The organism is Bacillus sp. MYb78 (genome assembly GCF_002975115.1).
In the GTDB taxonomy this organism is placed as follows: Bacteria; Bacillota; Bacilli; order Bacillales; family Bacillaceae_G; genus Bacillus_A; species Bacillus_A cereus.
The window spans coordinates 158,415-181,382 of sequence record NZ_PCOB01000003.1; the positions used below are offsets into that span (position 1 = coordinate 158,415).

Genomic DNA, 22,968 nt, shown 5'->3' on the forward strand with positions numbered 1-22,968 from the left:
AAGAAAGGGATGTTATTATGAAACTTCTAAAATCAGAATTCGCAATTATAATGGATGCAGAAGTACAAGGGCTTTTAGTAGCTATGACTTCGAGAATTACTCAAATCAGAACGGAACTAAATAAGCAATTATCAACTTATTTTAGAGAGCAATGCAGTGATTATCCTGGAGTTTTTCAAGAAGATGTTTGTGAAGAGGTATTAGAGGCTGTTAATCAATACATCGAAGATACTGAAATAAAGAAATATCCGTATAAATTGGACTTCCCTGTAACAGATGGTTCTCAAGAATATTTAGTTCCTGTTGGAGAAAACATTGAATTAGTCGTTGTTGCAGTTGATGAATATCATGGTGATGGCGAATACAGTAAGTATCTTAGATTAGATTTCTTTTTAATGGACGAAAGTGCTTCGAAAGAAGATGTAGACTTATTAATTGCATTTATAAATGAATATTTAGCTCCTTTTTATAAAGAAGAAAAGGAGAATGTGCAATGACGAGAGTAGTTAACTGTAAACGGTGTAGGAATCACAAAATAGGATTTGGTGAGGGTTTTTCTGATATAACAACTGTATGTAAAAAAGAACAAAGGGATTTTAGTAACATTCCAGATGATAAATATGAGGAAGAAATTGAAAAACAAATTGACTGCAAGGAGTTTAAATCGAAATTTATAGAATATCCATTAGAGATTAGTGGTATTGATACTCCTAAGGAAAAAGGTATTCGAACCAAAACATATAATGGGAAATGTGGTCAATTGGTAAAAGTAAGACCTTGTAATGAAAAATATGAAGGAAAAACATATTTAGGTATTTTTTTAGGGGATGCTGATATCGGTCTATTTGTATCTCATAATCCGAATAGTAAGGAACTATCCATTACAAGACATTATAATCCTGCTATTTTTGTTCCTGAATTGAAAGAAATCATTTATGGAGCGGGTAGTTGGTGGGGCAAAATTAATTCTGAAGAAGAATTAAAAGAAATTACAGATGCAGATATCAACGATGTGTGGTATGTGAAAATGCTACAAAATCTCTAATCATATAAAGGAGAGATATTGTATATGATTGCAAAGAAATTATATGAAAGAGCCAGTAAAAGTAATGAGGAAATGACAGATAAAAAATATATTAATTTTCTTATCCGAAGGGCAGAAATAGAAGCAGATAAAGGTGCTTACTCATTGACTGTGGAACTACATAGAGAAGCGTTTCAATATAAAACTCTCATTACTCAAGAATTGGTTAAAGAAGGATTTGGAGTGTCTACGGGGTATTTGAAACATGAACGCAATGAACTTCTTGACAAGTTTTTTGTTACATTAGATTGGGGAAAATCAGAGCCAAACGAACCTTGTCATGAATTAGGTTGTTATAGGACTATTATTTAACTGATAAAATTATTAATTTTATTAAAATATATAATTTAAAAGGGAGAGATTTATCATGATTCGAGAAGGAAAACCATTCATTAAAGATGTACCATTTTTAGTTGGACTATTTGCATTTGAAAGTATCGTTCTAACAGCAATGTGGACATCATTTTACTACATTTTTTAAGAAGAAACGAATCTAATTATGCTTACATCAAGAATTAACAAAAGAAACATTATATTCTTAGTAGAAATAATCAGGGTATTTCTTAGCATTTTAATTATAATCCATTATTTTATTTATAATGATAAAACAATATTTTCTATTGGATTCTTAGGTACAATACTATTTTTTGTTTTTATAAAGGGATATTTAGGATTAAAGAAATTGAAGACAGAGAAATCACCATTTGAAAAAGAAATAGCCAAACATCACATATATGGAGCGGTTTGGACTCTGGTAGGTATGCTTCCAATCTGCTTCTTTATTATGTATTTGACTTAGCAACTTTGATTAAAAATAAGGAGGAATTAAAGATGGAATACATTGATTTTGAAGAGCTAATAGGTGATACGGTGAAGGAAGGCGATAAGGTATGGATTTGTGATTATCGTCATAATAACATTTTAGAATCGGCAATTCGTCATGTACCACCTCAAGAAGTAGCAGTAATTGATAATGCTAAACTACCAAAGAACAAAACAGTTTATTATTCATCGTATCACTTTCGACCACTTGGTAAAAAAGGAGCACCATTAAGTAAAATCATTGTCCCATATGATAATACTGGTTATCGTTCCATTACAGGCATATCCTTAAATATTTTCTTTACAGAAGAAGAATGTAGACAATGCTACAAAAAACAATGCGAAGTAATTAAAGAACAAATTGAGTATGAAAAGAAACGTGTGGAAAATAGCATGAACTTAAAAATGGAGGATGTTAATAAAGAAATGTTAGAACATTGCTAATCTAAATTATAAAAAGGAATGATTATTTTGAAAAAAGAAACGTTGGAACGAATGAATACTTTACTTGCAGTAAAGGTCATGGGCTTTAAATGGGGAAGGGATGAAACCTTTAAAGAAGAAGGTTGGATTCAAGGGGAAAAGAAGAATGAATACACCTTTGTTCGTTCGTTTAAACCATCAACAAATCTGGAACACGCTTGGATGATAGCGAATCAATTAACAAAGGATAATGGACTCATTCAAGATGGAAAGCTTGTAAGAGAGTTAGATTCATTTGATTTGAATTTTGAATGTGGTATATGGGAATCTGAATTTTCTATCACGTCATCGAAAGGTTATTGGAAAGTAGAGGCGAAAACACCAGAATTAGCGATTTCATTGTCTGCCTTAGTTTTTGCAGGGGTAGGCATTACGGAGTTTCAGAAAGAAATGAAAGAGGAATGATTATATTCATTCCTCTTTTTCTTGCAATGATTGTTTATGTTCGTTAAACATTCTCATCCATAGGACGAACGCCCCAAAATTGGAAGTTATACTGATGAATATGAATATTGAAAAAACAAATACATTTAAATTCAGTATATTGGATAGCAAAAGAAATATAAAACCCACAATTGTTAGTAAATAGTTTAACATATATTTTTGTTCCATATAATTACCTCCTTTTATTTACATATTATATCTTTATATTATTTTATATAATATATCTAATGTTATTCATCATAAAGAAATATGTAAATTTTATTTTACTTAAAGAAATATAATTGTTATACTATAGTCAATGAAATTCAGAAGAGGTGTTTGTATGAAACGAAAAGAAATAGAGATTTTCGCTTCTGTCTACGCTACATCAGATGAGTCCGATGAAGTGTATGTAAAAATGGATGATTGTCCGATTCAAAGACAAGAAGGCAAGATGAATTCGATTGCAATGAAGGAAGAGGACACTTATGAGTTGTGTGTATGTTATCAAGCTTTGAGTGGCAGAGGATTAAAAAGAAACATTTGCCCTCATTTTCAAGGGTGTAAACAAGTACAGCGAAATAAACAAAAGAGAATAAAGATTTTTTGTTCTGCTTTAGAAAATAAATAAACGTAATAGAAACGATAAAGAGAAGGAGAGAGAGTCATGGTTGATATGTTATCTGTAGTTAAAAAGGAATTTCCAGAACTATTTACAAAAAAGGGGATTGTAAGAACAACTGAACCTAAACGTTATAAATGTCAGTGTGGAAATACATTTAACAAAGTACAACGCTATAACATGGGTGGTCTGGGATTTGGAATTCCAGTATGTAGTGCGTGTGGTGAAAGAGCTGAAAAATCAGTTGCGAATAAAATTTGGTTGAGATTAATTAATCATCAAATTGAACAAGAGGATTTCATTTTAAATGCTGTAATGAATAATCCTTCTATTTCCAAAGAACAATTAAATTCTTTGCTTAATGAGAAATTTGCTACAAAAACAAATGCATTAGGTCATTTAGTTTATTTTGGTTACCTGACAGTGGATAAAGAGAAAAGAGACACATTAAAAATTATTGAATACAAGATTAATAAAGAAAAAGATTTGTTACATCGTTACGAAAAACTATGATTTCAATCTACTAATAGGGAGTTTTTAACATGGAAAAAAGAGAAGATTTGATTATTAAGGTGACCTTTTTCAAGGAAAGTGGAAAATACTATACTCATGGAAAAGTAAACATTGGGAAAGCACGTTCATGGGAAGGGAATGACAGCTTTAAACAAGCCATTGTAGACAATCAAACCATTGTTTCAGATAGTTGGATGGGAAACATGCATGTCGTTACAGAAGATTTACCAGAAAATATGTTAGACCCTAATTATAGCGGATTTTCATCAAGATTAATCTTTGACCATGAATTTAAAGGAATGAAACAAACAGGAAAGCCTAAGGGGTGATTAGGAAATGCAAATAAAAGCAGGTCAAATAGTAGATGTTGTGATTGCAGAGGATGAGAAAAAACAAGGGTTTGTTATTGGGTGGGATGCAGAGTGGATTTATGTAGAGTTCTTCGAGGAAGACGACATAAAAACAACCTTAGATAAAATCATACCAACGAATTATATATTACAGTCCTGCCATTGGTGTAGTGGCACAGGAACTTATCGAGAGCATGTAAGTGATAGTAGATTACCATGTCCTGATTGTCGTGGTACAGGGCGTGTAGTTGCTGGAATGAAAGCAGCAGGTGATATAGGTGAAATGTAAAAGATTTATTTATGTCATATTAAGTACATTTTTTTGCATGTTCCTGTTATCGGCATGTGACCCACCAGATACGGAACCGCAATTAAAGATAGAAAAAGATAATAATACCCATGAAGAAAAAGAACAAGAAAATGACCAATTTACCATCAAGAAAATAAATGACCACATTAAAATTCTTACAGATAAAGAAAGAGAAGAAGAGTACATTATTTATTACAGCAGTACAGATAATAAGTTCACAATGACTCATCGAGAAGGACAAAAGAAGTAATACATAGAGGAGATATGGAATAATGACCGAGAAAACTCAAATCAAAAAAGATTTTGAATCAATGATGTCTAATATGTTGCAAGCACTCGCAAATAGTACAAATAACGAAATGGTTCGTAAATACAATCATGAAATTCAAACAACAATTTTAAAATATGAAAAGTTTTTAAAAGACCCATCTACGTTTGACTCCCTTATCAATCATGAGCTTAGTGAAATCTTAGATGTGTGTGTACTTAATCTATATCCTGAATTAGAGGGCAATTCTTTTTATCGCATGTCTTTCTTATATCAACACTATCAATTTATTGAACTTCATTTAGAAAACTTTATTGAACAAGCTGAAGGCTCTCCATGTAGTACAGACAAAGCAAAATGGATTATAGAGAATTATAGAGCGTTTATCATTTCTGAAGAGATTCCTACATTTAACGTTGACAAAAAAGACTGGTGGAAACCTAAATTTGGCACAGGGGAGCAATGGATGAACTTATGCAATGCATTACAAGATTTACATTATGGAAAGCCGATTAAATATTTAGAATCTATCCAAGCTTTAATGGAGGAATTGGAGAATAATAAAATAGCAGAACAGGAGAATGAAAGATGATTAAAAAAGCGGAATTAAAATCTCCCTATGTTTTAGATGCGAAATTAACAGATGATGAAAGAGAACTGATTCAATACTATATAACTTGTGCCATACAGGAAAGGACTAAACCACACAGAGCAAAACACTATGATGGTGTGCTTACAGGAATCGTGCAATCTTTACAACTCCTTGGTCGAAAAGATATTTTAGAATTGATTGAGATGGAATTTCCCTATCATGATGAATTAAATTAATTATTTTATAAAGAAAAGGTGCATGAATATGATTGATGAAAAGAAGGAATCTGTCATTGATTGGATATGGACAAGGTATGGAAAATGCTCAGATAGTTTTATGTATCATCTTATAGAAATAGATATACCGTTTCTTAATCTAAGTGAGAAGGTAAGAAATAAAGAGAAGAAGAGTATCATAATGGATACAGAAGAAATGAAGAAGCAGTTTATAGAAGAGATAGATTATATAAACAGAACAGAGGGAAAGACCTGAATAAGGTCGTGTGAAAAATGATAAATTCAAAAAGAAAAGAAGTTATAAATTCTGTATGGTTAGTGTATGGACATTATTCAGGTAATTTTTTAGAAGAATTACCTGTGTTAGAATCACCATGGATTTCCGTAAAAAAGGATTTAAGACTTAAGCAAAGTACAAGTGACAAAATTGATGTGGATAAAATAAAAGAGTACTTCATGCAAGAATTAGCTGAAATTAGAAACATGGAGGATAAAAATGAATAACCCTGCAATCCCTTTATTTGTGCATCAGTATTTTAAAAGTAATCTTATTTTTTCTCAGGAAGGTATGGAAAGTAAAGTAACTCTTGCTAACTACATTTTAGACAAAGTTGTAAATGATGACAGTAGTTCTCTTGCTACAGATGTATATTTATGGCTAAGAAAAAAGGGGAATCTAACTGCTTTTGCAAATGCAATTGAATCAGGTTACACCTTATCGAATGAGTCTTTGAATATAGAGTTTAATACAGATACAGAATCGACTTATCAAGGCATACAGGCAATTGCCCGAATGGAAACCCATTGGATGATGCCTGTCTCTGATGATAGAAGTCATGCTTATAAAATTATCAATGGTTTGTTATACGCATTAAAGATTGAAACAAAGGAAGAAATAGAAACTCTGACTTCATTTAATTGGATATATAATGCAGAATTTGTAGATTATGCCCCCCAAAATAAACCGAAATATATTTTAGTTTCTTCGAATGAAGACAAGTTAAAAGAGCTTCAAAGATTTGGTATCAATAATATAGATATTGAAAAAGGTCGAGATATTCAAGAAGTGAACCATCCTTCAGTAGATGTAGTTGCTATGTATAAATCTATAGAAGCAGGTGCAATGAGAATTATAGAGGACAATGCTCTATACATTGAGGGCGAAGATGTAGGAGTAAATGTTAAATGGCTTTTAGACAACATAAGTAAATATGAAGGTAAAACAGCAACTTGGAAAGTTTGTTTGGCCGCAAATGATGGAAATCGAATTTATCTATATGAAGGAGCGGTACATGGAAGAATTGTGAATAACAAACCTGTAAAAGAAGCTTTCGGATTTGATAATTATTTTATTCCTGATGGTGCGTCAAAAACACTTTATGAATTAGAAAAACAGGGAAGTAAAGATGGGTTTTCTGCACGTAGAAAAGCAGTAGATATGTTTTTAAACGAAATTCCTTGTTTAGTTGTTCCAATTGCTCAGATTAAGCCGTGGGAAGGAAACTATCAAAATACAAATAAATAGCAAGAAGAAAGAGACACAAAAATACATTGTGTCTCTTTTTGTAAAAATTAATTGACTAAAAGGTAGTAAATGAATTATAATATCAACTATAGTCAATAGAATGGAGATGATACAGATGTTATCTGTAGATTTAAAAAATAGATTTGTAAAAGATTTTTCTTTACCAATTAAAGTGTTTCAAGAGCCGTATTTCTCGTATTATTTAGAGTTATATGATGAAACACATCAAACAAAGAGAAAATATAATATGTTCAAGGACGCTGTTGAAAGAAATGGTGGAGAACGTGGATTTATGGATTATTACAATCAATTAAAAGATAAAGTATCTAACACAATTAAACAAACAAATGCATTTGATGTTTTTAATCATGATAGATTAGAAGAATATGATGTACAAAAACATTCATTTTCAAAGCAGAATATCTATCAAAAAGAAAATGTCGGTAAAGTATTTGTTTCTGTAGATTTAAAAACAGCTAATTTTCAGGCTTTAAAATGGTATGACAAATCTCTGGTTTTAGGAATGGATTCATATGAAGACTTAATGAAAGTTTTTACGGATGAAAAGTATTTCATCCAATCAAAATACCTTCGACAAGTTATCTTTGGTAATTTAAATCCTAAGAAGCAAGTTAAGATTGAAGAGTATCTTACGTATGCTGTACTGCAATTATTTTTACAAGAAGGTGTATGTAAAGAAGAAGATGTAAGGATGTTTTCGAAGGATGAGTTTGTCTTTGAAATCCCAAAAGAAAAAGCTATGAACTTTAACGGAAGTGCAACGGAATCATTTATTGGAGATTGTTTTGAAAATAATATTCTTACTAAAGTTACAGTATTCGAATTGGTTCCCGCAGGTAAATATTTTGCGAAACGTTTTGTAGAGTATGCAATGGGCTATTCAAATGAATATGAATTTATCTGTGTTCCAAATATCGAATTCCCTCAAATCTATAAAGATTTTTACAATATGCCATTAAATGATAAGGATTTAGTTTTTTATCACGAGGGTCGATTAGCTACATTTTTAGAGCCGAATAGAAGCAATGAACAGTCTGCGTAAGTCAGAAAGTAATAAAGGTGATAGAAAACGATTTATGATGGAGAACAGTCAGTATTGGCTGTTTCTCACATCTTTTATCTCTTTATGTATGCTATTCATATCTACACATAAAAAAGAGATAGCTTTATTCTCATGTTTTATTCTGTTATTTTCTGTATCCATTAGTATTGCAGTCAGTAAATATGAAGTTTTACAAAAGAAAATGATTATGAAATGGGTAGTAGATGTTCAGACTGAATCGTGTGCTTCTATTCTTGCGATTGTACTAATAAGCGAATATTTAAAAATAGACACACATTCTGCAACGTTCATATCATTTCTTATCTTTGTTACTTTTTTTACATATGAAATAAGTATATTTTTCGTAAATAAGTTCATTTTAAATAAATTTACATAGAAGGATGGCAATAAAAAATGAATATGTCCAGAAACAAAGCATATGTTACAACGAAAGAATTAGTAATTTCAGTGATTCTTCCCTTAATACCTCTTGCTATTCTATACTTCCTACCTTTCTTTCAGGGGATTTCTAAATTCATTTGGGCTGTTATAGGAATGAATGCTTTAGTTGTGTTTGGTTCAATAGCTCTTGGCTCGATTAAAAACAAAGACTTTCGATATAACGTTTTTTCTTTTCAACAAAAAGTGTTAGCTTGCTTACTTGGTCTTTTAATTGTAATGAATGTAAACGTAGGTGTTAACAAAGAGATACTGAAAGCATCCATTTTTTTATTCTTTAGTATTGACGTTATCACCGTTTTACCAGGAGTATTGTTATTTGCTCCAAAAGAAGATGATGAAAGCAAAGATAAAAACTTGAAGTAAATGTATAGAGAAAGGTGTATTAGATATATGGAAGGAAGATATTTCGGAATTCTAAATAAACAGGATAATAAAATGGTATTAATATATAATACCTACTGTTCATTCAGTCTCACTGAAGCATTATATGGCTTATCGTATGAAAGGGTATGTTTAATGGATAAAGTAGTAAAAATGATTTCAGAGGAACAAGCAAATACGTATAAGGAAATGCAGGTTCCTGTTTTATCCTTTGTTTAAGAGTAAATTCGTTTGCTCTTTTTTTATTGAACAAGCTCGAACCGTTTTAGTATATAGCCCCAATGAATATATTAGTAGACTAAAAATATATGAAAGGGGAGAATGAAGTGAAAAAGAAAGACGTTGTGCAATCAGAAAATAAGACTGATAAAGAAATGGAATCGAGTAAGAAAGGGAAAAGGAAGTTATTTTTATGGCTATGGCTTTTTCCTCCGTATGGGATTTATATTCTTTATAAAGAAAGAAGAATTCATCCCGCATTAACAACTATATTTGCAGTCCTACTTCTATGTATGATAGGTCTATCTGTAGACATGGTGTTAAACCCTAATAGAGTACATGATGAGAAAGCAAAAGAAGTCATGACGGAATTTATCGGAAAGAATGCAGATTTGAACATGGGGGACTTTAGAAATAGTAAAAGAGAAGGGACAGTTCATGTAAATAAAAAGAACTTCGACCTATATAAACTATACACAACAAAAGGCGTTTATTTTGTGTATTTAACATCTTCAAACGGATTAGAATATCAAATACAAGAAATTGAACAGGCATTTCCAAATAGAAAAGAAATTTATAAAAAAGATAAAGGAATAGAGATATATCCTGAAAATATACTTCAAATCAATAAGGAGAAAGAGAAGTATGGTGAATATAAATCTATAGAAAGTTCTAATTCAGATAATGAGCAGGTTATTATTACAACAAAAGGAACCTATCAATTCTTTACTCGTTTTCAACAAGTCGTGAAAGTGGTCGAAATAAAAGGGGAAGAAAAGAAGAATGTATTTACAACAAATGCAAAACCAGATTTTTCAAAACGAACAGGAAAATATGTATTAAAAAATAAAGATAAAATTGGAGATGTAAAAGAATTGAGTGTTTATAGCATAGAGGCAGATAAACAAATATTTGACTTTACTACATCAAAAGGAATATATCGTATTCAAGAATTCTATGACGGAAGAGTTATCTTGATGGAAGGTACGGAAGAAAAGCATGATGAATCAATAAAAAAATGAGCCACTTAGGGCTCATTTTTTATATAGCTTCATTTAATTCCTTTTCCTTTTGAGGTGCATCTTCTTTTATGTTTAAATCTTCTAAAGATAAATCAAAATGTTTACAGAAATGATTTCTCATAGAAGTTAAACGTTTCTTTACATTTTGAGCACTTGCTGAACCAGACTGGCAAGCAATTCTATAATCTTCAGGCGTATTTTCAAAGAATGCCTCGGCCCAATCTCCGAATTTGATAGGAGTTACTTTGTTATTTAAGTTGTTATTAATAACATCTAATGACAAAATCACAAGCATTGGAACGTTAACTTTCTTTAAAAACTTTTGCTTTTTAGGGAATGCTTCATTTAGGTAAAAAATTGCATTATCTAATGTGCTTTTTAGTCTTGCTTTTAAATCTTCACTTTTTAATTTATCAATAAATGGTTGCATTTCACGTTTGTTTAAACCACTGTTAGGTTCATAAATTAGTTTTAAGATTTGAAGTACGATTTCTTGGTCCGTATATCTTTTTCTTGCACCTGCTGTAATGTTGATTTTATATTGGAAAAATGGGAAATCTGTAATTCTCTTTAAGAAAGAAATGATACGATTTCCTAAGACCGCTCTTGTCACCTCAATCGTGCGTAAAGCCACACCATTATTTAATCTGAAGAATAATTCTTCGATTTGTTGTTCATTTAAGTTTTCAGAAATGGAGAAATCAAATTTGTATTTTTTAATAGTTGATTGGAATTCCTCAGATAAATCTTCGAAAGTTAAACCTGCTATTTTTTCTCCATCAACTAATGGGGTATTCTTATCTAAAACTAAGTCCCCTTGCATAAATGAAAATAAAGTAGTTAATCTCTGTTTTCCATCTAATACGCTTAACATGTCATTATCTTTAATAGCTACGATAGGTGGGATATAGTAGTTTGATAGAATAGAATGGATTAATAAAGATGCCCTCTTATTATCCCAGATATTTTCTTTTCTTTGAATGGCTAAATCAAAATTCAATTTACGAGTTTTGTAACGTTTTAATAATCTCTCTGAATCGAAATTACTTTTTTTATTGAAGCTTACCGCTTTGTCTTGATTCATATAATCACCTCATCCTTTCGTCCTTAATTATTTATTCTGAGAACATGAGTTTTATGATAAAAACTTTGATTTTCTGTGAGTTCAGTATACAACTTTTTAAAAATAAAAGAAAGACTTGATTCAACCGCTTATTTGACTATAGTTAGTTTAAAAGTTTAGATTTTTCTGTTGAAAGAGATTCTTAAAAAAGATAAAATAAGATAGAAAACATATAAAAAGGGAGGTTGTAAAGTGAAGGGAATAGAATGGATTAATGAGAAAATACCTGATTTACTAAAAGAGAACAACCTTTCCTATGAATGGGTAAATAATACGAATGGAATTTGTATTCATGTTAGTCAATATCCATATTTGTTCCAATTGAAATGCGATGAACAATTGGGATGGAATGTTTATTTAGAAATGAAAAATGAAGTTGTGTTAGAATATCCAGAAGCAGATGAATTGTATTGTGAAATACAACGATATATAGAAGACATAAACTTTCATTATTATGATTTAGATGATTTAATTCTTCCAAAAATGGAATTTGAAATGAATTTAATGGATGATATATTAAGACCATATAAAGACCTTATAAAGGAAACAACAAGAGATAAGGTAACATATTCTATCAAATGTTGTGATATAGATGACAAAACGCCATCAATGGAAATTAAATACTCTATAGCATTGGATATTTGGACGATAAAAATAGAGGATTTTTTTGAAGGAAATAATATGAATGATGATTTGTTTGAATTGTATGATGAAGTAAATAGACATGTACAATCTTTAAATAAAAGGGAAGATTTATTCTTCTTTTAGAAAGACAATGTTAAAAACATTGTCTTTCTCTTGTTTTTTTGTTATTTCTTTGATATAGTTCTTTTCTACATTCCTCGCAAAGTATATGTCTTTTTTGTGCCATTCCTATTGTTGAAAAATCCCCGTTGAATCTATTTTTGCATTCTGCACAATGTACTTCTTTCAATATTGGTCTCATGGACATTGTTATCACCTCTTTCAAATTTATTTATTATACTTAGAAATGAAATTTTTATTACACTATTACACGGTCACTGCATATAAAGATTTTATGAAACAAAACAAAAATGAATACAATACATAGACAACATATAAAAAAGGTAACTGAGAGGAGTTTTTTTATGAGTGAGTTTATAAAGATTGTAAAAGGGGATTTGTTACAGGCGACAGAAGATATTGTTTGTCATCAAGTGAACGCTCAAGGTGTAATGGGGTCAGGGTTAGCAAAAGATATAAAAAAACACTATCCAGAAGCATTTGAAAGATATAGAGCGTTGTGTTTGCAAGAAAATAAAGGAAGACATTTGTTAGGTACTTGTCAAATTATAAAAAGTAAGGATAAGTACATTGCAAATATATTTGGACAACACAAGTTTGGTAGAGATGGTGTATATACGGAAATGGATGCATTGAAACAAGCTTTTTATTCATTAAAGATGCGGGCTCAAAAACATAATCTATCCATTGCAATACCTTTTAAATTTGGATGTGGATTAGCAGGGGGAGATTGGAATGAAGTGTTTAAACTGATAGAAGAAACATTTCGTGATTATCCCTTTACAATTTATATCAAAGAAGATTAATTTTTATTGACTATAGTTAATAAAAGTGTTAACATAAGGATGTAAAGTTCTTAATGATTCACATGCGAAGTACAGTCATGCTTTGCATGTGTGTTCTAACGTCAAGTAAATATAATCCTGGGAAAGGTGCCGATATGTATCGGCACTTTTTTTATAGGCAATAGGAGTGAAATACAAATGGATATTGTTCAAATTGTAAAAGAAATTGAATCAGAAACAAAAGAAGTATTAGTAGAAAAAATGGTGGGGAAAAAGTTTGCAGATGGAGAGTTTCCAAATGAATTAATGCAACTAACAACAGAGGTAATTGTGAGTTCAGTTTTATCTAACCTATCCACGCAAAGTTTTAATTTAAAGCCAATTCGCCAAGGTCATATTTTCTTAATTACAGCTACAGATGAATTTGACAACACAGTTGTTGATGTTATGTACATAACCCGATATAAAAATGAAAATCCTTTAGACTTTGAAATAGAAGATGTGAATGTAGCAGTAAAAGAATACATTTTTAAAAAAGCAGTAGAGGAAATAGAAGCAGAAAAGAATAAAGAATTAAGCCAATGATAAACAACTCGTTTTATTGACTATAGTTAATAAAAAATGTAAAATTTAATTATAGAAAATAGAAATGGGTGATGAGTAATGAAAATTATTTCGGATAAAAATGCCGTTGAGAGACAGGAACTATTAAAACAATTAGAAATGAATGTAGGAACAAGCGTTAGCATTAACGATGTATATAAAGACCTTAATCCTTCATTTGTTACGAGTATTCAAGATATTGTAGAGCATAAGCTTGTGACATACTCGCAAGAGGATATTGATACAGAAGCGTTTTTACATGCCTATGTAAATGATTTTGAAAATGAATATGCACTTGTGATTGGACTGGCTATAAATGGTCAAGATTACATTAAGGTTATTTATAAGACTGAGAAACAAGAAAAAGAACTTGTCTTTACGTCTGTTGATATAGTTGTTAAAGATATTGCGATTTAATAGTGTGGTGGATTTCCATCACACTTATTTTGTATAAGCAGGAGGTGTTTATAAAATGAAAAAGAAATGGATGAAATATATGATGATTTTCATATCGCTACTCATGTTATTCGGTATGTTTGCGGGAATTGCAATGCAGATAAAACAGGGATTATAAGAATAAGGGAGATAAATGCTATGGCGAGCCTAATAATCGAAATTATATTGTGGGTATTGAAGATAACTTTGGTATTATCGGTAATGGGTTTATGTGGTAATGCTTTTGAAAATAAAATTGTGGCAACTGTCGTAGCAATAGGTATTCTTGCATTATCTATAATGCTATTTCATGCTATAGATGGAGATTTTAAAAAAGAGAAAATAATGGAGAATGAACGAATAAAGTATATAAATACTGAAGTTTATAAAAAACCAATGTAAATAGATGAGGGGTCATAACCGTTATAGAAAGTTATTGAACCTATTGAGTTGAATATTTAAAAACAGGAAATTCAAAACCCCTCCGAAACATAAACCTATATAAATTGAAATTCAGTAAAAAGTATATATGCTTATATCATTTTAACTTTTACAAGAGAACGGGGATATTTATAACCGTTTTTAACAAAATCATTGAAATGAAAAGGGGGATAGAATGAAAAGACCGTGCAATGATGACATAACACCTGTATTCGATTGGCTTTATATAGGTGGGACAGGAAATATAAGAAAAACAATACCGTTAGTAGATATTTGGTATGATTTTAGATGGGATAGAACACTTCCTAAAAATCTTGTTGTTCCGCAGGGTATAACAATGCATCATGTTCCTTTCGATGATGGAAACTTGATAGTTGCAGAAAAAGTATGGATTCAATGTTTTGACGAGATTCTTTTATATAAAGAACAAGGGAAAAGAGTCCTTGCATCTTGTTATGAGGGTGTTTCAAGGTCAGCGGTATTGTGTTTATGGTTAGTGTGTCATGAATTAGGGGACTATGAAATGGCCATGAATCACATGTGAAGAGTTGTAGGAATATATATCCGCATAAGGAATTTAGACCGTTTTTGAAGCGTTTAAAAGAAATGTATCTATCAATTGAAAAATGAAATAAAAAACCACAAAGGACTATGCTTGGTGGTTTTTACTTTTTTAAGTTCATTCTTTTGTAAACTTTGTTTCCTTAATTTTTGTAAGAAGTGTTATCGTATCTTCAATTTCATCGTAGCTCTCCAATAAAATACCATCTCCAAGTTTGGTTCTTAAAACAAATATATTACCTCCTTCTATATCTACACTCATTCTGTCTTTTCCTTTATAAAATTGAAGTGTGCAATCTTTCTCAACCATGTGATTATGTTCACTCATATTAACACCCCTGTATAGAATTTTTAATTTATTACGCTACATGTTTTCGTTCAACTTAAATATCTATTTTGTAAGTATACTTTAAATCTTTATTACTATATACCTAAAAAACTTTTAATTATTAATCGTATCGTGAGTTTCTTCGCTTCTCTTTTCGCTTTACGAATCATTCTTTTAACTCGTTTTATACCAGATTTAATTAAATAAAAGACAACTCCTATAATTAATCCATATACTAAGATTTTTAAATCAAATAAATTGATAAAATCAGTAATTGTGTTCCAGTTAATATTCATGTGTTAGCCTCTCCTTAATAATCAATCATTTTGATTATCTGTTTTTTATAATTCAATTATTATATTCAATTTCAAGATTTTTAATTTCGAAAAAAGTTCAAAAATATGTATCTAAAAGGGGATTAATTTGAATGGTAGATAAGTAAGATAAAACAAAAAGGGGATGATTGAAATGACTCACTATAAAAGAGCTGTTCAGGAGGCGAAGGTTGCATGTCCTTATATAAACCCTAAAGTCAGAAGATTTAATAAATATATAGTTTTTGTATTGGATTCTGGTGCAAGTAGAACAATATCAAATCCACTATATAAAGAACCATCTATTCAAGAGATTGAAGAATTTGAAATAAAGAGAATGGAGTTTATCTATCATTATTTAGGACAAGAGTATCAATGTACAGATTATGCTTACAGATATTTAAAAGAAAATAAAATTTTGAAAGACTTCATTGAAAACAAAGTATATAAGTAAACAAGGGCGAGAGATTAGAATCTTGCTCTTGTTTTGTTTGTATCTCGTTATTTAATACTGTTTATTAGAAGCTTCAATCTTAGCTCCTTCTTCCTCTAATTTGTGTAAAAAATCCATCAAATCTGCTTCCCAACATTTTTTCAATTCCATTAAAAAGAAATGTATTGATAGATGAACAAAAGCAATGGATAACGTTATCATTAATGAGATTTTGATAGTTTCTATATTAATCATTTTGCTTCACTCCTTTTTATTAGTAGATTCCTATATATAGTATGTTATCAATGAATATTATTTACAATAGTTGTTAGGTGTTAGATTGTTTTAAGGATTTATCTGGTTTTTATTATTGACTATAGTTAATAAAATTGTTATTGTTTTTGTAAAGGAATATGTAGAATAAAGGAGATGGTAGATATGCTTGTAAATCCAATTTTTTCAGGAAGCACATTATGTTCTTCATTCGCATATGAATCGCCTATGAAGAAGATGAATAACAAGGACGATGTTCTTAAAAAATTACGAAACGAAGATTTTCGTATTGATTCTACAAATAATGAGGAAATTAGATTTTCTTGTAAAGAATATAAATTCTTACTTTCTATGAAGAGTAATCAAATAAAAGTTCTTACCACTGCTAATAGCGAATTTGAAAAGTGTTTAATTAATTTCTTAGAGGATACACTCCGAAAATTGTTTCGGAATGAAAAAATATATATGAATCGAAAGGAGATGAAAAAGATGGAGAACAAAAAATATCAGATTAAAGAGCCAGTATATACAATAGGGAACAAAGAAATGTGGGAAAAAGAAGGACCAGTTCACGCATGTAGATTATGTGGTAGATATTTTGATAAAGATGAGAAATATTACCGAATTAACAATCCTGTGTTAGGTGGCCATTTTCTTGTTCATTACGATGAGTGGAATGATTTTGTGAGTGATTGCAAAAAGGAAGAAGATGTAGCCGTAAAATTATTATACAAAAAGAAACCAAGAACGAGTAATGCCACAAAGCCAAACGTAGAATTAGCAGATAAGATGAAGAAAATACTTGAGAGACGAGGGTTTTATATCGTTAGTGATACACGTAATAAAATCACGTTTAGGCTACATAAGCGAAAGAGAGTATTAGGAACATTTGTTTACGATAAGAGATATATTCGTATTACAAACAAAAGTGACAATATGAATGGTATGCTATCCAGACATTTATTTGTTCAAAGTTTGATGAATGAATTATTGGGAACAGATGAAGATTTTGTGAGGGATGTAAATAACAAAGTTAAAGAGATATTTGGTTAAAGGGGTATTATAAATGATTAAATTCAATTATTTCGATGAAGAGAGTAATAGAATGGTTTCTTGGAGTGAGTTATGTTCCAATGAGAATTTTGAAATTAGAGCATTCGAAGATGGATTGTTTTTATTTGACATGAGTCGAAGAGATGAGTGTGGGTACGAATATGAAATGAAAGGGACATTCTATTTGTTTTCAGGTAAAAAAGACATGTATAATCGAGAGATTTATGATGGACATCTTATGCATGTTAAAGGGCATTCTGTTCCGTTTATTGTAACGCTACAAGAGGGCTCATTTATGTTAGAAGCAAAGGATAACACACTAAGTATGGCACTTAGTTTTTATCAATCAGATGAAATTGAGATTGTAGGGGATATTTATCAACTTGTGTAGTGATGGGATGGTGAAAGTTATGTTCATAACTACTAAATGGAATAAAATATTTAATAAATTCAATGCTTGGTCAGAAGATGGAAAGTTCTATAAGAAGCAGGGACTATTTGGTTTTATAAGAGAAATTTCAAAAGAAGAATTTCATAAACTTTTACTCGATAATAAAGTTACACATTTGTCATTCAGCAAGTCTAATCAAAGTATTGGTATTAGTGAATTAATAGATTTATATGGAAGATTGAGAGAACAAAACAAATCACTATATAAAGAGCGTGTGATTGTTCAAACAACACAAGAGAAGCAAGAAAACATCATAGTGGATGGAATCCAAAAAGCTTCTTTCACTGCTACATATCGGATGTACACAGAATTAGGTAAGTTGATGGACACGATTACATTAGAAGTAACTGAAATGACGGGGAAGATGGTTGAGATGGGGGTTTATCTGCCTGAAGTATATCGTTGTGCGTATCAATTATCAAGAAATGGAATTCTCGCAACAGAATCAGACGAAAATGAGTTTTTTGACACACTAAAATCCTTGAAAATCTTAAAAGAAAGTGAAGTGTAAATAGAAATGCAGACTAAAAAAGAACTAATACAAGAGTTTAAAGAAGGGAAAATGAACAAAGAATCTTTTGGATATAATGCACTAAGTTTTACAGGATTCGGGCTTGTTGTTTGTAAAGTTGTATATGGCATAAATGATTCTGTGTTTGGTTATGAGTTTGTAAATGAAGAGTATATATTTTTCTTATTACGATTGTATTCAAATGATAGTGGGTATTATTTCAATTATAAAGGTCAACGACAATACTTAGATAATTTTATAAGGAACTATTAATAAAAGAATGATAGCGATAATGCTATCATTCTTTTATTGCCTTTAGAAGCCTTGCAGTAAAGTGTATTTTTTAAATTATGCGGTTATAGAACATTATTTTTATTTACTATAGTAAATAAAAAAGTTACAATGTAACTAAGTTACAAATTAATGATAAAAAATAAGGAAAGGGCGTGTTGATATGAAAGAACAAACAAAAGTAATGAGATTGGATACGAAAGAACAAGGATTAATTGAACTGTTAAGGAAGGAAGGTGTGGAGCCATTGACGAGGCTACTCGAAATGGCACTGAATAATCCAGACACGTATAATGACGAACGGATGAAGAATGAGGAATATGTAAAAACGTTACGTAATGGAAAGTGGATTCGTTCTATATTAGAAAATGAAACGTTTTCATTGGAAAGTCTTGATAGTTGTGATTATCTCTTATCTGTACAAATAGAAGAAATTAAAAAGGCGATTCAAGAAAATAAAAATATAGTAATTACAGGAACTACTGGAGTGGGAAAGACTGTATTATTAAATGCTTTATTTAAGTATCAATTAGAGAGATTCCCAGAACGAAAGTCAGTGGTAATAGAAAATTATCCTGAAATTTCGCCCAATATTGATTTTGAGAATAAGAAGATTCTTATTCGAGATGACGGAGATTTTAGTATGAGGAGTTTACGATTCTTGCAAGATTCTAATGAGCCATCCAGATTAATTGTTGGCGAATTAATGGCTGATGAGGATTTCCTTGCAGTAACATCGGGTTTACATGGCGGTAGTTCAATTCTGGCAACATCTGCGAGGAATTTTGGGTTGCGTATGTTAAATCGTCTAAGAGCTATGCCTAATACAGAAAAGCAAATTGAGATGCTTTATGAAGTGAATTTCCTAATAATTGATATTTCAATTGGCTTGGATGGTCAAAGGATTGTTGAAATTAAAAAGGAGTGTATTAAACATGAATAAATTAAGAGAAATGGCAAGAGAAGCTAAGATAGATAGTGTTTTACGAAGTAACAAGAAATCTACAGCGAAGGACTTATTAAAGTGTAAAAGGAAGTGGGAAGGCGATGAATTGAAAGATTCCTTAGAGATGACTGCTTATGAAAAAGCGAAAGAAGAGTATGGGCTCTTCCAAGAAGAGTTAGCAAGAATGTACGAAAAAGAAAATCATTTATTAGAAAAGATGCAAAGCCTTTGTCCTCATAAAGAAACACATCCAATACATGACCCATTTGATACGGAAGAAATCCAGAAAGAGAAATGTTCTGAATGTGGAAAAATTATAAGTAATTAAAACGAATAAAAATCCATTGCATTTTAATCGCGATGGTTTTTTTACTATAGTCAATAAATAAATGTTGATTTTAACTATAGTAAGTTGTAAAATTGATTTGTTGACAATAGTCAATGCGAAAGAACTTTACAAAGGGTGATTATTTACTATGGCGACAAAAAAAGAAACACAAAAAATGCTTAATCTATTAGGACGTAACAATTTTGTAGTATTGGATATTGAAACAACTGCATTCTCTCCAGTGAAGGGTGGACGCATTACAGAAATTGGTGCTGTAAAATACATTGACGGTAAAGTGGTAGATAAGTATAGTCAATTGATTAATCCTGAAATGAAAATCCCTGCGAACATTACAAAATTAACAGGGATTACAAATGATATGGTTCAAGGAAAGCCAGTCTACGGTCAGGTGTTACCCGTTTTTCAACAATTTATTGATGGTTTTTTAGTTGTAGCCCATAATGCAAAGTTTGATTGGAATAGATTCTTATTGTTTTATTTTGAAAAAGTAGGTATCCATCCAAAAAATGAAGTGTTAGATAGCGTTGCAGTATTTCAACATTTTTGTCCTAACAAAGGAAAATATAAGCTTGATGATTTTTGTACAACGTTTGGCTATTTGAATAAGAATCGTCATAGAGCATACGAGGATGCAGAAGCGACTGGCTATTGTTTATTAGAGCTCAAACGCAGGTTTGCAAGTGAAATACCTGAGGTGGAAGAAGAACCAATCAAAGTTCAATCTGTTCAGAAGAGTTCTCAGCCTGAAATCTTTGTGAAACGAGTAAAGTATTGGGAAAAGAAAGTTTCCAGTACCAAATTAATGAAGCGACAGTACGTAAATATCAATGATAAGAAAAAATACGGAACAGTATACTTTGATATTCCTACAAAGACTTGGTACAACAATAACTATCCAGGGGAAGTTGATTTTGAAGTAGTGAATGAAAAGGTATTACGATTCTTAAATTTAAATTCAACAATTGAATTGTGTTCTTTTAAAAACTAATAGCTAATGGTTCTATTCGTAGTGAATGAACGATTTATAAAGACAAGGAGGAAGTATTTTATGAAACGAGGCAGTTGTTATGGAGATCAAGTAGATGCTTTTGATTTAGTAGTTTCTAACGAAAGTGACTTTCATTTAACTCGAAACAAAGTATATGTAGTAAAAGAATGTGTAGGTGGCGACTTAATTCAAGTTAAAAATGATTTGGGTGAGCTTGAAACTTACACAACAGAATATTTCGATTTCTATGAAGGTCAAACAATAGAGAATTTTTAAATACAAACAATTTAATCGTTAAGGGGGTGTAGAAAGTGGAATTAACAGTTTTGAATGGTGGTTTAAAAGAAAACAGATTGAGATTAGTTCCGAAAAGAATTCGTATTAAAAAAGCTCCAGTAGAACACATATGGTATCACAAGTATATTGGAGAAGAGTTTGATGTAGTGGATATTGACACGTATGGAAATGTACGTATTTATACAAATATTGAATTAGAGCATTCGGGTTGGTTACCATTAAGTGATTGCACTATTTTAAAAGAGGGTTAATTATTATTTTGTATAGTGAATGGAATGTGTTATAATTTACTATAGTCAATAAAAAGAAGGTGAACGCATGATTTTTGAAGCAAAGAAAAATGATATACGTAAAGCTTTTGGAATGATAGAAAAAATGTTGACCTCTAAGGAATCGAAAGATGATGAGTACGGTACTTTTACAATGATTGCTGAAAAAGAAAAAGTGGTCTTTGTGGGAGATAGCGAAGATTTTCCTGTTATGACCTTTGTAAGCAATGCCAATGTCATAACGGCAGGGGAAATCACAGTTTCATTGGAAGAAATCACAAGCGTTTTTAAGGCTTCATTTAAGAAAAATGTACTACTAACGCTTGAATCTGAAGAGGAATTTCTGAAAATTGATGATGGATTTTATGAGCCTCAAAGAATTCAACGTGTCAATGAGTATGAAAAGAGTGGTTTTTCGATTTCGAGTAATAAATTATTTTCTATAAATAAAGAGGTTTTACATAACAGTATTTACGAATGTGCAGTTGCTGTTAAAAAAACTTATTTAAAAGGAACGAGTTACTTACAAGTGAATGTTGATAATTCAATTGAGTTTTGTGCTACAAGTTTACATCAAGTCATTCAAAAAACTGTAAGTGCAAATATTGATAATAAATCTCTTTTTTATATTGAAAAAGAGGTAGTGGCTCGTATGATTCGTCTGTTAAAAGAAGATAAGTCAAAAGAGATTGAATGCTTTTTATCCGACAATGAAATCCATATTTCAACAACTATGATGCAGTTCAAAGTACCTATTGAAATAGCCATCGCTTTTCCAAAAGTTAAAGAGATTTTGACATTAATTACTTCGAAAGATATATATCCTATGTGTAAGAAAGATGTCATGTCCCGAATGGGAGATATTGATGCTTATTACAAGGAGAAAGGGATTAAAGATACAAAAGATACACATCTTCTAATTACATTAAATGAGCCATTTGAAATCGTTCCTGATGCACCTAAGGAAGAGGACGAATTTTGCGAGGGTTTAATACCTAAAGTAAGAACTATATTTCTTGGTGAGTCGATGATGAATGAATCTGAACAGAGTGTAGAAGACGAACAACATATAGAAGTGGATTCAGAAACTCCTTCGAAAATGCAATTAACAGAAGAAAAAGTAAATGCATTACTTCCTGGAAATATCGGAATCTTTCATCCTGAAGAAGTGGTATTTGTCAGTAATTGCACAATCCTAAAGTATGGTCTTTTTAAAAGTATTGTCAAAGGGATTAAAGAAGAAGTTTTATCAATTTATAATACGGACTCAATTGGTTGTGTAAAAGAACCTCTAATTATTGAATATCAGCATGAACAAAATGGTCATTATCAATCACTGATTATGCCAGTTGTGAAACGTTAGCAAGGAGGTTGTTT

General features: G+C 30.7%; 39 protein-coding genes. 36 read left to right on the top strand and 3 right to left on the bottom strand.

Annotation, left to right across the window (positions count from 1 at the left end):
• Nucleotides 1–17 precede the first annotated feature (17 nt).
• From CQ064_RS08020 to CQ064_RS08125, 19 genes are all read left to right on the top strand, one after another.
• Nucleotides 18–497, top strand: a complete 480-nt coding sequence (locus CQ064_RS08020; protein ID WP_000771344.1) for a hypothetical protein — start codon at nucleotides 18–20, stop codon at nucleotides 495–497.
• Nucleotides 494–1,045, top strand: a complete 552-nt coding sequence (locus CQ064_RS08025) for a hypothetical protein (RefSeq protein ID WP_000199090.1) — start codon at nucleotides 494–496, stop codon at nucleotides 1,043–1,045. The genes CQ064_RS08020 and CQ064_RS08025 overlap by 4 nt, the downstream gene beginning before the upstream one ends.
• A 24-nt stretch (nucleotides 1,046–1,069) precedes the next feature.
• Complete coding sequence (locus CQ064_RS08030) at nucleotides 1,070–1,396, top strand: hypothetical protein (protein WP_000560778.1); 327 nt, start codon at nucleotides 1,070–1,072, stop codon at nucleotides 1,394–1,396.
• 519 nt (nucleotides 1,397–1,915) lie between these two features.
• Nucleotides 1,916–2,350 carry a hypothetical protein gene (locus CQ064_RS08040; protein ID WP_000455710.1) on the top strand — a complete coding sequence of 145 codons (435 nt, stop codon included), beginning with the start codon at nucleotides 1,916–1,918 and terminating at the stop codon, nucleotides 2,348–2,350.
• A gap of 18 nt (nucleotides 2,351–2,368) precedes the next feature.
• Complete coding sequence (locus tag CQ064_RS08045) at nucleotides 2,369–2,794, top strand: BC1872 family protein (protein ID WP_003272908.1); 426 nt, start codon at nucleotides 2,369–2,371, stop codon at nucleotides 2,792–2,794.
• A 361-nt stretch (nucleotides 2,795–3,155) separates the two neighbouring features.
• Nucleotides 3,156–3,443, top strand: coding sequence for a hypothetical protein (locus CQ064_RS08055; RefSeq protein ID WP_000823052.1), 288 nt, complete (start codon nucleotides 3,156–3,158; stop codon nucleotides 3,441–3,443).
• 36 nt (nucleotides 3,444–3,479) lie between these two features.
• Nucleotides 3,480–3,947: a hypothetical protein gene (locus CQ064_RS08060; RefSeq protein WP_000228147.1), complete on the top strand. Its 468-nt coding sequence runs from the start codon at nucleotides 3,480–3,482 to the stop codon at nucleotides 3,945–3,947.
• Nucleotides 3,948–3,976: 29 nt separating this feature from the next.
• A complete protein-coding gene (locus CQ064_RS08065) occupies nucleotides 3,977–4,276 on the top strand; it encodes a hypothetical protein (protein WP_000415282.1) in 300 nt (99 codons plus the stop codon).
• A gap of 7 nt (nucleotides 4,277–4,283) precedes the next feature.
• Nucleotides 4,284–4,586 (top strand): hypothetical protein, encoded by a 303-nt coding sequence (locus tag CQ064_RS08070; protein WP_001165837.1) that lies wholly within the window; start codon nucleotides 4,284–4,286, stop codon nucleotides 4,584–4,586.
• Nucleotides 4,576–4,857, top strand: a complete 282-nt coding sequence (locus tag CQ064_RS08075) for a hypothetical protein (RefSeq protein WP_000649856.1) — start codon at nucleotides 4,576–4,578, stop codon at nucleotides 4,855–4,857. Before CQ064_RS08070 ends, CQ064_RS08075 begins: the two co-directional genes overlap by 11 nt.
• A gap of 22 nt (nucleotides 4,858–4,879) precedes the next feature.
• Nucleotides 4,880–5,467 (top strand): hypothetical protein, encoded by a 588-nt coding sequence (locus CQ064_RS08080; RefSeq protein WP_000137077.1) that lies wholly within the window; start codon nucleotides 4,880–4,882, stop codon nucleotides 5,465–5,467.
• Nucleotides 5,464–5,703, top strand: a complete 240-nt coding sequence (locus tag CQ064_RS08085) for a hypothetical protein (protein ID WP_000591167.1) — start codon at nucleotides 5,464–5,466, stop codon at nucleotides 5,701–5,703. Before CQ064_RS08080 ends, CQ064_RS08085 begins: the two co-directional genes overlap by 4 nt.
• A 28-nt stretch (nucleotides 5,704–5,731) precedes the next feature.
• A complete protein-coding gene (locus CQ064_RS08090) occupies nucleotides 5,732–5,959 on the top strand; it encodes a hypothetical protein (RefSeq protein ID WP_000564617.1) in 228 nt (75 codons plus the stop codon).
• Between the two features lie 17 nt (nucleotides 5,960–5,976).
• Nucleotides 5,977–6,207, top strand: a complete 231-nt coding sequence (locus CQ064_RS08095) for a Panacea domain-containing protein (RefSeq protein WP_000610792.1) — start codon at nucleotides 5,977–5,979, stop codon at nucleotides 6,205–6,207.
• A complete protein-coding gene (locus CQ064_RS08100) occupies nucleotides 6,200–7,228 on the top strand; it encodes a non-canonical purine NTP pyrophosphatase (RefSeq protein ID WP_001064140.1) in 1,029 nt (342 codons plus the stop codon). Before CQ064_RS08095 ends, CQ064_RS08100 begins: the two co-directional genes overlap by 8 nt.
• A gap of 115 nt (nucleotides 7,229–7,343) precedes the next feature.
• Entirely contained in the window at nucleotides 7,344–8,291 is a 948-nt protein-coding gene (locus CQ064_RS08105; protein WP_000953589.1) for a hypothetical protein, read from the top strand.
• 414 nt (nucleotides 8,292–8,705) lie between these two features.
• Nucleotides 8,706–9,116 carry a hypothetical protein gene (locus tag CQ064_RS08115; RefSeq protein WP_001057355.1) on the top strand — a complete coding sequence of 137 codons (411 nt, stop codon included), beginning with the start codon at nucleotides 8,706–8,708 and terminating at the stop codon, nucleotides 9,114–9,116.
• A gap of 27 nt (nucleotides 9,117–9,143) precedes the next feature.
• Complete coding sequence (locus CQ064_RS08120; protein ID WP_000399092.1) at nucleotides 9,144–9,353, top strand: hypothetical protein; 210 nt, start codon at nucleotides 9,144–9,146, stop codon at nucleotides 9,351–9,353.
• Nucleotides 9,354–9,460: 107 nt separating this feature from the next.
• The gene (locus CQ064_RS08125; protein WP_000726010.1) at nucleotides 9,461–10,375 is read left to right on the top strand and encodes a hypothetical protein; all 915 of its coding nucleotides are present in this window, start codon (nucleotides 9,461–9,463) and stop codon (nucleotides 10,373–10,375) included.
• A 19-nt stretch (nucleotides 10,376–10,394) separates the two neighbouring features.
• Here CQ064_RS08125 and CQ064_RS08130 read toward each other — a convergent pair whose 3' ends face one another.
• The gene (locus CQ064_RS08130) at nucleotides 10,395–11,459 is read right to left on the bottom strand and encodes a DUF262 domain-containing protein (RefSeq protein ID WP_001070769.1); all 1,065 of its coding nucleotides are present in this window, start codon (nucleotides 11,457–11,459) and stop codon (nucleotides 10,395–10,397) included.
• Between the two features lie 231 nt (nucleotides 11,460–11,690).
• Between CQ064_RS08130 and CQ064_RS08135 the strand changes: the two genes are divergently transcribed.
• The 6 genes from CQ064_RS08135 (at nucleotide 11,691) to CQ064_RS08160 (ending at nucleotide 15,071) form a co-directional block, all read left to right on the top strand.
• Nucleotides 11,691–12,266: a hypothetical protein gene (locus tag CQ064_RS08135; protein ID WP_000675932.1), complete on the top strand. Its 576-nt coding sequence runs from the start codon at nucleotides 11,691–11,693 to the stop codon at nucleotides 12,264–12,266.
• Between the two features lie 341 nt (nucleotides 12,267–12,607).
• Complete coding sequence (locus tag CQ064_RS08140; RefSeq protein WP_001288570.1) at nucleotides 12,608–13,069, top strand: macro domain-containing protein; 462 nt, start codon at nucleotides 12,608–12,610, stop codon at nucleotides 13,067–13,069.
• 177 nt (nucleotides 13,070–13,246) lie between these two features.
• Nucleotides 13,247–13,633 (top strand): hypothetical protein, encoded by a 387-nt coding sequence (locus tag CQ064_RS08145; protein WP_000355859.1) that lies wholly within the window; start codon nucleotides 13,247–13,249, stop codon nucleotides 13,631–13,633.
• Nucleotides 13,634–13,711: 78 nt separating this feature from the next.
• Entirely contained in the window at nucleotides 13,712–14,068 is a 357-nt protein-coding gene (locus CQ064_RS08150) for a hypothetical protein (RefSeq protein ID WP_000691895.1), read from the top strand.
• Nucleotides 14,069–14,245: 177 nt separating this feature from the next.
• Nucleotides 14,246–14,488, top strand: coding sequence for a hypothetical protein (locus CQ064_RS08155; protein WP_000157580.1), 243 nt, complete (start codon nucleotides 14,246–14,248; stop codon nucleotides 14,486–14,488).
• A 214-nt stretch (nucleotides 14,489–14,702) separates the two neighbouring features.
• Entirely contained in the window at nucleotides 14,703–15,071 is a 369-nt protein-coding gene (locus CQ064_RS08160) for a protein-tyrosine phosphatase family protein (RefSeq protein WP_000828340.1), read from the top strand.
• Nucleotides 15,072–15,206: 135 nt separating this feature from the next.
• Here the strand turns inward: CQ064_RS08160 and CQ064_RS08165 are convergent, their stop codons facing one another.
• Entirely contained in the window at nucleotides 15,207–15,416 is a 210-nt protein-coding gene (locus tag CQ064_RS08165; RefSeq protein WP_001289225.1) for a hypothetical protein, read from the bottom strand.
• Between the two features lie 468 nt (nucleotides 15,417–15,884).
• Between CQ064_RS08165 and CQ064_RS08175 the strand changes: the two genes are divergently transcribed.
• Nucleotides 15,885–16,184, top strand: coding sequence for a hypothetical protein (locus CQ064_RS08175; RefSeq protein WP_000150196.1), 300 nt, complete (start codon nucleotides 15,885–15,887; stop codon nucleotides 16,182–16,184).
• Between the two features lie 51 nt (nucleotides 16,185–16,235).
• Here CQ064_RS08175 and CQ064_RS08180 read toward each other — a convergent pair whose 3' ends face one another.
• On the bottom strand, nucleotides 16,236–16,418 hold the full coding sequence (locus CQ064_RS08180; RefSeq protein ID WP_000608114.1) for a hypothetical protein: 183 nt from the start codon (nucleotides 16,416–16,418) through the stop codon (nucleotides 16,236–16,238).
• A 183-nt stretch (nucleotides 16,419–16,601) separates the two neighbouring features.
• Here CQ064_RS08180 and CQ064_RS08185 point away from each other — a divergent pair, with 183 nt between their 5' ends.
• From CQ064_RS08185 to CQ064_RS08230, 10 genes are all read left to right on the top strand, one after another.
• Complete coding sequence (locus tag CQ064_RS08185; RefSeq protein WP_000960846.1) at nucleotides 16,602–17,489, top strand: hypothetical protein; 888 nt, start codon at nucleotides 16,602–16,604, stop codon at nucleotides 17,487–17,489.
• A 13-nt stretch (nucleotides 17,490–17,502) separates the two neighbouring features.
• Nucleotides 17,503–17,880, top strand: a complete 378-nt coding sequence (locus CQ064_RS08190; protein WP_000589339.1) for a YopX family protein — start codon at nucleotides 17,503–17,505, stop codon at nucleotides 17,878–17,880.
• A gap of 19 nt (nucleotides 17,881–17,899) precedes the next feature.
• Complete coding sequence (locus CQ064_RS08195) at nucleotides 17,900–18,451, top strand: hypothetical protein (RefSeq protein ID WP_003319934.1); 552 nt, start codon at nucleotides 17,900–17,902, stop codon at nucleotides 18,449–18,451.
• 6 nt (nucleotides 18,452–18,457) lie between these two features.
• A complete protein-coding gene (locus CQ064_RS08200) occupies nucleotides 18,458–18,724 on the top strand; it encodes a hypothetical protein (protein WP_001193585.1) in 267 nt (88 codons plus the stop codon).
• Between the two features lie 181 nt (nucleotides 18,725–18,905).
• On the top strand, nucleotides 18,906–19,685 hold the full coding sequence (locus tag CQ064_RS08205; RefSeq protein ID WP_000664227.1) for an ATPase, T2SS/T4P/T4SS family: 780 nt from the start codon (nucleotides 18,906–18,908) through the stop codon (nucleotides 19,683–19,685).
• Nucleotides 19,678–20,016: a hypothetical protein gene (locus CQ064_RS08210; RefSeq protein ID WP_001038112.1), complete on the top strand. Its 339-nt coding sequence runs from the start codon at nucleotides 19,678–19,680 to the stop codon at nucleotides 20,014–20,016. Before CQ064_RS08205 ends, CQ064_RS08210 begins: the two co-directional genes overlap by 8 nt.
• 148 nt (nucleotides 20,017–20,164) lie before the next feature.
• Entirely contained in the window at nucleotides 20,165–21,025 is an 861-nt protein-coding gene (locus CQ064_RS08215; RefSeq protein WP_000201648.1) for a 3'-5' exonuclease, read from the top strand.
• Nucleotides 21,026–21,085: 60 nt separating this feature from the next.
• Complete coding sequence (locus tag CQ064_RS08220) at nucleotides 21,086–21,301, top strand: hypothetical protein (protein ID WP_000820317.1); 216 nt, start codon at nucleotides 21,086–21,088, stop codon at nucleotides 21,299–21,301.
• Nucleotides 21,302–21,336: 35 nt separating this feature from the next.
• Nucleotides 21,337–21,573 (top strand): hypothetical protein, encoded by a 237-nt coding sequence (locus CQ064_RS08225; protein WP_000424194.1) that lies wholly within the window; start codon nucleotides 21,337–21,339, stop codon nucleotides 21,571–21,573.
• A gap of 67 nt (nucleotides 21,574–21,640) precedes the next feature.
• Entirely contained in the window at nucleotides 21,641–22,954 is a 1,314-nt protein-coding gene (locus tag CQ064_RS08230) for a hypothetical protein (protein WP_000575659.1), read from the top strand.
• Nucleotides 22,955–22,968 lie beyond the last annotated feature (14 nt).

Bases quoted from the DNA above. Each gene is read 5' to 3' on its own strand.
- CQ064_RS08020 (WP_000771344.1), top strand. From the start codon at position 18: ATGAAACTTCTAAAATCAGAATTCGCAATTATAATGGATGCAGAAGTA.
- CQ064_RS08025 (WP_000199090.1), top strand. From the start codon at position 494: ATGACGAGAGTAGTTAACTGTAAACGGTGTAGGAATCACAAAATAGGA.
- CQ064_RS08030 (WP_000560778.1), top strand. From the start codon at position 1,070: ATGATTGCAAAGAAATTATATGAAAGAGCCAGTAAAAGTAATGAGGAA.
- CQ064_RS08040 (WP_000455710.1), top strand. From the start codon at position 1,916: ATGGAATACATTGATTTTGAAGAGCTAATAGGTGATACGGTGAAGGAA.
- CQ064_RS08045 (WP_003272908.1), top strand. From the start codon at position 2,369: ATGATTATTTTGAAAAAAGAAACGTTGGAACGAATGAATACTTTACTT.
- CQ064_RS08055 (WP_000823052.1), top strand. From the start codon at position 3,156: ATGAAACGAAAAGAAATAGAGATTTTCGCTTCTGTCTACGCTACATCA.
- CQ064_RS08060 (WP_000228147.1), top strand. From the start codon at position 3,480: ATGGTTGATATGTTATCTGTAGTTAAAAAGGAATTTCCAGAACTATTT.
- CQ064_RS08065 (WP_000415282.1), top strand. From the start codon at position 3,977: ATGGAAAAAAGAGAAGATTTGATTATTAAGGTGACCTTTTTCAAGGAA.
- CQ064_RS08070 (WP_001165837.1), top strand. From the start codon at position 4,284: ATGCAAATAAAAGCAGGTCAAATAGTAGATGTTGTGATTGCAGAGGAT.
- CQ064_RS08080 (WP_000137077.1), top strand. From the start codon at position 4,880: ATGACCGAGAAAACTCAAATCAAAAAAGATTTTGAATCAATGATGTCT.
- CQ064_RS08085 (WP_000591167.1), top strand. From the start codon at position 5,464: ATGATTAAAAAAGCGGAATTAAAATCTCCCTATGTTTTAGATGCGAAA.
- CQ064_RS08090 (WP_000564617.1), top strand. From the start codon at position 5,732: ATGATTGATGAAAAGAAGGAATCTGTCATTGATTGGATATGGACAAGG.
- CQ064_RS08095 (WP_000610792.1), top strand. From the start codon at position 5,977: ATGATAAATTCAAAAAGAAAAGAAGTTATAAATTCTGTATGGTTAGTG.
- CQ064_RS08100 (WP_001064140.1), top strand. From the start codon at position 6,200: ATGAATAACCCTGCAATCCCTTTATTTGTGCATCAGTATTTTAAAAGT.
- CQ064_RS08105 (WP_000953589.1), top strand. From the start codon at position 7,344: ATGTTATCTGTAGATTTAAAAAATAGATTTGTAAAAGATTTTTCTTTA.
- CQ064_RS08115 (WP_001057355.1), top strand. From the start codon at position 8,706: ATGAATATGTCCAGAAACAAAGCATATGTTACAACGAAAGAATTAGTA.
- CQ064_RS08120 (WP_000399092.1), top strand. From the start codon at position 9,144: ATGGAAGGAAGATATTTCGGAATTCTAAATAAACAGGATAATAAAATG.
- CQ064_RS08130 (WP_001070769.1), bottom strand. From the start codon at position 11,459: ATGAATCAAGACAAAGCGGTAAGCTTCAATAAAAAAAGTAATTTCGAT.
- CQ064_RS08140 (WP_001288570.1), top strand. From the start codon at position 12,608: ATGAGTGAGTTTATAAAGATTGTAAAAGGGGATTTGTTACAGGCGACA.
- CQ064_RS08145 (WP_000355859.1), top strand. From the start codon at position 13,247: ATGGATATTGTTCAAATTGTAAAAGAAATTGAATCAGAAACAAAAGAA.
- CQ064_RS08150 (WP_000691895.1), top strand. From the start codon at position 13,712: ATGAAAATTATTTCGGATAAAAATGCCGTTGAGAGACAGGAACTATTA.
- CQ064_RS08155 (WP_000157580.1), top strand. From the start codon at position 14,246: ATGGCGAGCCTAATAATCGAAATTATATTGTGGGTATTGAAGATAACT.
- CQ064_RS08160 (WP_000828340.1), top strand. From the start codon at position 14,703: ATGAAAAGACCGTGCAATGATGACATAACACCTGTATTCGATTGGCTT.
- CQ064_RS08165 (WP_001289225.1), bottom strand. From the start codon at position 15,416: ATGAGTGAACATAATCACATGGTTGAGAAAGATTGCACACTTCAATTT.
- CQ064_RS08175 (WP_000150196.1), top strand. From the start codon at position 15,885: ATGACTCACTATAAAAGAGCTGTTCAGGAGGCGAAGGTTGCATGTCCT.
- CQ064_RS08180 (WP_000608114.1), bottom strand. From the start codon at position 16,418: ATGATTAATATAGAAACTATCAAAATCTCATTAATGATAACGTTATCC.
- CQ064_RS08185 (WP_000960846.1), top strand. From the start codon at position 16,602: ATGCTTGTAAATCCAATTTTTTCAGGAAGCACATTATGTTCTTCATTC.
- CQ064_RS08190 (WP_000589339.1), top strand. From the start codon at position 17,503: ATGATTAAATTCAATTATTTCGATGAAGAGAGTAATAGAATGGTTTCT.
- CQ064_RS08195 (WP_003319934.1), top strand. From the start codon at position 17,900: ATGTTCATAACTACTAAATGGAATAAAATATTTAATAAATTCAATGCT.
- CQ064_RS08200 (WP_001193585.1), top strand. From the start codon at position 18,458: ATGCAGACTAAAAAAGAACTAATACAAGAGTTTAAAGAAGGGAAAATG.
- CQ064_RS08205 (WP_000664227.1), top strand. From the start codon at position 18,906: ATGAAAGAACAAACAAAAGTAATGAGATTGGATACGAAAGAACAAGGA.
- CQ064_RS08210 (WP_001038112.1), top strand. From the start codon at position 19,678: ATGAATAAATTAAGAGAAATGGCAAGAGAAGCTAAGATAGATAGTGTT.
- CQ064_RS08215 (WP_000201648.1), top strand. From the start codon at position 20,165: ATGGCGACAAAAAAAGAAACACAAAAAATGCTTAATCTATTAGGACGT.
- CQ064_RS08220 (WP_000820317.1), top strand. From the start codon at position 21,086: ATGAAACGAGGCAGTTGTTATGGAGATCAAGTAGATGCTTTTGATTTA.
- CQ064_RS08230 (WP_000575659.1), top strand. From the start codon at position 21,641: ATGATTTTTGAAGCAAAGAAAAATGATATACGTAAAGCTTTTGGAATG.